This is a genomic window from Rhodoferax sp. UBA5149 (genome assembly GCF_002413825.1).
Classification (GTDB): Bacteria; Pseudomonadota; Gammaproteobacteria; order Burkholderiales; family Burkholderiaceae_C; genus Rhodoferax.
In genome coordinates this window covers 1-5,179 of the sequence record NZ_DHXT01000022.1, presented here as the reverse complement: position 1 = coordinate 5,179, position 5,179 = coordinate 1, and the positions used below count along the sequence as shown (strand labels likewise).

The 5,179-nt window shown below is 54.3% G+C and carries 8 protein-coding genes and 1 pseudogene; 8 read left to right on the top strand and 1 reads right to left on the bottom strand.

The window, feature by feature from the left end; translation table 11 throughout:
• The 3 genes from fliD to B3V69_RS01685 all read left to right on the top strand — a co-directional run.
• Window positions 1–525, top strand: a 525-nt coding sequence (gene fliD, locus B3V69_RS01695) for a flagellar filament capping protein FliD (RefSeq protein ID WP_296443192.1), incomplete at its 5' end; no start/stop codon positions are given.
• A gap of 14 nt (window positions 526–539) precedes the next feature.
• Window positions 540–788 (top strand): hypothetical protein, encoded by a 249-nt coding sequence (locus B3V69_RS01690; RefSeq protein ID WP_296443191.1) that lies wholly within the window; start codon window positions 540–542, stop codon window positions 786–788.
• A complete protein-coding gene (locus B3V69_RS01685) occupies window positions 785–1,156 on the top strand; it encodes a flagellar protein FliT (protein ID WP_296443187.1) in 372 nt (123 codons plus the stop codon). Before B3V69_RS01690 ends, B3V69_RS01685 begins: the two co-directional genes overlap by 4 nt.
• Window positions 1,157–1,341: 185 nt before the next feature.
• Here B3V69_RS01685 and B3V69_RS01680 read toward each other — a convergent pair.
• A pseudogene (locus B3V69_RS01680) lies at window positions 1,342–1,428 on the bottom strand (transposase domain-containing protein); the annotation flags it as partial.
• A 396-nt stretch (window positions 1,429–1,824) separates the two neighbouring features.
• On the opposite strand from B3V69_RS01680, the gene flhD reads away from it, so the two are divergent.
• The 5 genes from flhD to cheY all read left to right on the top strand — a co-directional run bounded on the left by flhD (window position 1,825) and on the right by cheY (window position 5,124).
• Window positions 1,825–2,151, top strand: coding sequence for a flagellar transcriptional regulator FlhD (flhD, locus tag B3V69_RS01675; RefSeq protein WP_296443185.1), 327 nt, complete (start codon window positions 1,825–1,827; stop codon window positions 2,149–2,151).
• A gap of 11 nt (window positions 2,152–2,162) precedes the next feature.
• A complete protein-coding gene (gene flhC, locus B3V69_RS01670) occupies window positions 2,163–2,699 on the top strand; it encodes a flagellar transcriptional regulator FlhC (RefSeq protein ID WP_296443183.1) in 537 nt (178 codons plus the stop codon).
• A gap of 153 nt (window positions 2,700–2,852) precedes the next feature.
• Complete coding sequence (gene motA, locus B3V69_RS01665; RefSeq protein ID WP_296443182.1) at window positions 2,853–3,713, top strand: flagellar motor stator protein MotA; 861 nt, start codon at window positions 2,853–2,855, stop codon at window positions 3,711–3,713.
• Window positions 3,714–3,730: 17 nt separating this feature from the next.
• Window positions 3,731–4,621, top strand: a complete 891-nt coding sequence (gene motB / locus B3V69_RS01660; protein WP_296443180.1) for a flagellar motor protein MotB — start codon at window positions 3,731–3,733, stop codon at window positions 4,619–4,621.
• A gap of 113 nt (window positions 4,622–4,734) precedes the next feature.
• Entirely contained in the window at window positions 4,735–5,124 is a 390-nt protein-coding gene (cheY, locus tag B3V69_RS01655; RefSeq protein WP_296443178.1) for a chemotaxis response regulator CheY, read from the top strand.
• The last annotated feature ends 55 nt before the right edge of the window (window positions 5,125–5,179 follow it).

Below are 5,179 nucleotides of genomic sequence, written 5' to 3'. Positions count from 1 at the left end.
AACGCCCTCGCCAGCCAGATCAAGTCCCGCTCCGCCTATGGCACAAGCTCCAGCGCTGGGGGCTCCTTGGCGGGTGACGGCACCTTGCGCCTCATGCAGGACCAGTTGCGCGGCATTTTCATGACACCTGCAAGCGGCGGCACGCTGACCTCGCTTGCGCAGGTCGGGATTGCAACCCAGGCAGATGGCACGCTGGTGCTCGACAGCAGCAAGCTTGACAGCGCGATCGCGGCCAATTTCAGCGATGTGACGAATTTGTTCTCGTCATCGACGGGCTTCGCCACACGGCTTGAAGCCTGGGGCAAGTCGGCGCTTGCGGCTGGCGGCCTGATCGACACGCGCACGCAAAGCCTTGGCAAGTACGTCGATAATTACAATCTGGAAGTCGACAGACTGGAAAACCGTATGACGGCCCTTGAGAAGAAATACACCACCGAATACACCAATTTGAATATGCTGCTGAGCAGCATGAACACCACCAGCACCTATCTGACCCAGCAGCTGGCCAGCAGCCAGAGCAAATAAGCCAGGAGCACGCCGTGTACACGAATTCGAGAGGTGCCGCCCATGCCTACGCCAGCGTCAGTCTGGAAACCAGTGTGATGGCAGCCAGCCTGGACAAAAAAGCCGACTACATAAGCCAGCGTCTGCTGATGGCTAACCTGCAAAACGATGCGGCGATGCTGAAAGAGGTCGGCGGCCTGCTTGATTCCAAGCTTACCAAGGTGTCGGCCTACGTCTCCCTCATACCGTGTGCCAGTACTTTTTCAGAGTGGCTGACGCCATGAATCAGGACCAAGCCATCGCCCTGTATGAATCTGTGGCTGACATCACCGGCAAAATGCTTTCCGCCGCACGCAACAGTGATTGGGAAGGTCTGTGTACTCTGGAATCGGATTGCGCCAGCCAGGTACGCATGCTTGAAAGGGTCGAAAGCGCCGCAACCGCTGAGAATACCAAAAAAGGTGTGCTATCAACCGACTTGACCGACGCCACGCGCTTGCGCAAGCGCACTCTGATCGAACAAATACTCGCCGATGATCGCGAAATACGCCACTTGACCGAGTCTTGGATGGCACAACTGTCGATCCTATCAAACCGCTCCCGTGTCGAGCGCCAGCTTTCGATGGCGTATGGCAGTCACCAGGCGACCTAACGAGTGAAAGGTACTTCGCCGTCTCAGGCAAGTCACGCGCCGCAGAACTTGCGGCTAACGGCAACTATTCTGAAGTTTAAAGTGGACCCCCGGATTTAAGACAAAAATTTAAAATGTCCTCAAATCCAGGAAATCCAAGCTCATGAGCGAAACTGACAGAGGATGCCGGGATTAAGTTTTTTTGGCTACCAGCAATGCGGCAGCAATTCGGCGATCTGACTATTTCTCTGCGTCGGCAGACGCGTCAGCACATCCTTGATATAGGCATAGGGAAATACCGGGCACGTGGCGAGCCGATTCACCTGATCGGCGTGGAGTTCAGCAAGGCCAGTCGCAATATTGTTGGCTTTGAGATTGAGACGCTATTTATTAAATAGCTGCCTATGTTTACTGGACAGGCGCTAGAGGCATAAATTACCCCATCTGCTTGCCGCATGAAGGTGAGTCCTTTTGGCGTTTCGAATACGACTGCCAATGGGCTACGTGTCCTGTTTCGTTGTTTGGTATTCACACGCTGCCAAACCGTTGAAGTAAGAGCTTCCCTTACATGCATCCGCCAAAGCACTGACACAGCGAACAGGCAAATGCCGATTCAAGTTCTCAAGGGTCCCGTTCAGAATCAACTTCATCGCGAACCCCAAGGGTTTCGCCCAACGCAGGAGCCGAACATGACCGACGAACAACTCACATCAGCCATCCGTGATGCCAACCTGACTTACCTCATGCTGGCGCAAAACCTGATTCGCAAGGACAAAGCCGAAGCACTGTTCCGGTTGGGCGTTTCCGAAGAGTCGGCCGACCTGATTGCCACCCTCTCGCCATCGCAGATTTTGAAAATTGCCTCCAGCAACATGCTGCTGTGCCGCTTTCGGGTGGATGACGACACTGTGTGGAATCTGTTAACCAACAACACGGCGAGCAAAGTTGACAACGACGCCACCACCAAACTGCATGCCAGCATTTTGATGGCCGGGCGCTTCTCGGAAGCAATGTAAGGAGCACCACCATGGCCAGCAAAAGCGTTTTGAATGATTCCAAGCAGGTTGACCGCGCGGTTGCCCTGATTCAACTGGGTGCCCGCCTGCAGGTGCTGGAAAGCGAGACCGACCTGTCTTACGAACGCTTGCTGCGCCTGTATAAAGAAGTGGCAGGGCGTTCGCCGTCCAAGGGACAACTGCCGTTTTCAACCGATTGGTTTCTGACCTGGCAGCCCAATATTCACGCGTCGCTGTTTTTAAACACCTACGAATACCTGACCAAAGTGAGCGCCATGGAAGACATTGACGCGATCATGAAGGCCTACCGTCTATACAGCGAGCAAATAGCGGCGTGCGGCGTAGAACCCCTGCTGTCCATCACCCGCGCCTGGCGCTTGGTGAAGTTTGTCGACAACAACATGCTGGGCCGAACCAAGTGCTCCAAATGCGGCGGCCATTTTGTGACCGACCCGTACGAAAATGCGCGCCACTTTGAATGCGGTCTGTGCACGCCACCCGCACGCGCCGGCAAAAGCGCCAGCACCGGGGGGATATTGCTACACTAGGCGGTCGGGCACGAAAGCACTCATAAAAGGGCACCTTTGGCGCCCTTTTCTTGTTTTGGCACTCAGTCTAGTTCCCTAAAATGACGTAGCGTCAAGATACAGCTGACGCTCCAAACCTATGACGGCAACCTCTCATTTTGACTCTATAAGAACATGATAGTTATTGTCGGTTATGCGGTCTCCATGGGGTGCATCTTTGGTGTGTACATCGTTCATGGTGGCAATATCGGAGTGATTCTTCATGCGCTGCCGTTTGAGTTAATTACGATTTTTGGCGGTGCACTGGGCGCTTTTGCGGTCAACAACCAGCCCAAGGTGCTGAAGGCCACCATGAAACTCATTCCGCAGGCAGTAAAAGGCTCCAAGTACACCAAGGCCCGCTATCTTGAACTGATGGCGCTGCTCTACGACATCCTGCAAAAAGCCCGCAAGGAAGGCTTGATGGCCATCGAAAAGGATGTTGAAGATCCTCACTCCTCGGAAATTTTCAAAAAATACGCCACCGTTGGCAGCGACCACCATGTGGTGGAATTCATGACCGATTACCTGCGCATGATGGTCTCAGGCAACTTGAATGCCCACGAAATTGAGTCCTTGATGGACAGTGAGATTGACACTCACCACTCTGAGGCCCACGCACCTATTGCCGCCATCGCGCGTCTGGCCGGGGCCTTGCCCGCGTTCGGGATTGTTGCCGCCGTGTTGGGGGTGGTGAACACCATGGGATCTGTCGGACAGCCGCCGGCGGTACTGGGTGGCATGATTGCCTCGGCCCTGGTCGGTACTTTTTTGGGGATTCTTCTGGCCTATGGCGTGGTGGAACCCCTGGGTGGCCTGCTGGAGCAAAAAACGGAAGACAGCGCCAAGGAATTGCAGTGCATCAAGACCACGCTGCTGGCCAGCATGCAGGGCTACAACCCCTCTACGGCCATTGAATTCGGTCGCAAAGTGCTCTTTTCTACCGAGCGACCCACCTTTATCGAGCTTGAAAGTTATGTGCGTGGCAAAAAATAAGCTGCAGGTAGCTTGACATGGCGACAGACGCAAAGAAACTACAGCCGATCATCGTCAAGAAGATCAAAAAAGGGGGCCACGCCGTGCATGGTGGCGCCTGGAAAATTGCCTACGCCGACTTTGTGACGGCCATGATGGCTTTTTTTCTGCTGATGTGGCTGCTGGGCTCCACCTCGGAAGGTGACAAGAAAGGACTGTCCGACTACTTCACGGCACCCCTGAAAGTGTCCATGCAAGGGGGCAGTGGCGCTGGCGCCAGCAACAGCATTCTTCCCGGTGGTGGCGCTGATCTGACTCGAACCAGCGGGCAGTCCCGCCGCGGTGAAGGCAACGACCCCATTCAGAAGAAAATGGTGGCGGAAGCTGTAAAGGCTGAAGTGGCCAAACAGGACGCCAAAAAATTGGCGGCATTGAGCGCGAAGATCAGTGCCGTCATATCCAGTAACGCAAAACTGGCCGAGTTCAGTTCTCAAATCAGACTGGATACGACGCCGGATGGCCTGCAAATACAAATAGTTGATGATCAGAAGCGCCCCATGTTCGACAGCGGCAGTGCAACGGTCAAACCCTATATGCGTGACATATTGAGAGAAATCGGCGCCGCCTTGAACGGCGTCGAAAACAAAATCAGTCTAGATGGCCACACGGACCGCGCACCCTACAGCAACGCCGAGCGCGGCTACAGCAACTGGGAGCTCTCGTCTGATCGTGCCAACGCTTCAAGACGCGAGCTGGTTGCATCCGGCATGCCGGACGACAAACTGGCTCGGGTCGTCGGCCTGGCCTCCAGCAACCTGCTTGATGCGGTCAACCCCCTGAGCCCGGCGAACCGAAGAATCAGTATCATCGTCATGACGCGTGAAGCCGAAGAGCGACTCATGGGAACAGGGCGCACAGCCGTCCCATGAGCACGGAACCCGCGACAATGGGAATTTAAGCGGCAGCCAACCCATAACATTGAGACATATGATTCGGTACATACTAGCGACAGTTCGGACAAACGCGATTGAAAGGGTGCCCCATGGCAAATGAGCTTCGATTTTTGGTTGTTGACGACTTTTCCACCATGCGGCGGATCGTACGCAACCTGCTCAAGGAAAGTGGCTACACAGAGGCCGATGAGGCCGAAGATGGTGTGGTGGCATTGCATAAATTGCGCAACAGCAACTTTGATTTCGTCGTAAGCGACATCAACATGCCCAATATGAACGGCTTTCAACTGCTGACTGAAATCAAAAAGGATGAGAAGCTCAAGCATATTCCCGTTCTGATGGTTACGGCGGAAGCACGAAAAGAAGACATCGTGATGGCGGCGCAACAAGGTGCTGCGGGCTATATCGTCAAACCTTTTACCAAGGCCACTCTGGAAGACAAAGTCAGCCTTATTCTTACAAAATTGGGCTTGAAGTAAATAGCATGCAAAGCAATCAACAAATACCCGCAGCAAGCGCTGCCATCCAGCCCGG

Excerpts from the sequence above, each read along its gene's own strand:
- B3V69_RS01685 (WP_296443187.1), top strand. The coding sequence starts at position 785 with ATGAATCAGGACCAAGCCATCGCCCTGTATGAATCTGTGGCTGACATC.
- flhD (WP_296443185.1), top strand. The coding sequence starts at position 1,825 with ATGACCGACGAACAACTCACATCAGCCATCCGTGATGCCAACCTGACT.
- flhC (WP_296443183.1), top strand. The coding sequence starts at position 2,163 with ATGGCCAGCAAAAGCGTTTTGAATGATTCCAAGCAGGTTGACCGCGCG.
- motA (WP_296443182.1), top strand. The coding sequence starts at position 2,853 with ATGATAGTTATTGTCGGTTATGCGGTCTCCATGGGGTGCATCTTTGGT.
- motB (WP_296443180.1), top strand. The coding sequence starts at position 3,731 with ATGGCGACAGACGCAAAGAAACTACAGCCGATCATCGTCAAGAAGATC.
- cheY (WP_296443178.1), top strand. The coding sequence starts at position 4,735 with ATGGCAAATGAGCTTCGATTTTTGGTTGTTGACGACTTTTCCACCATG.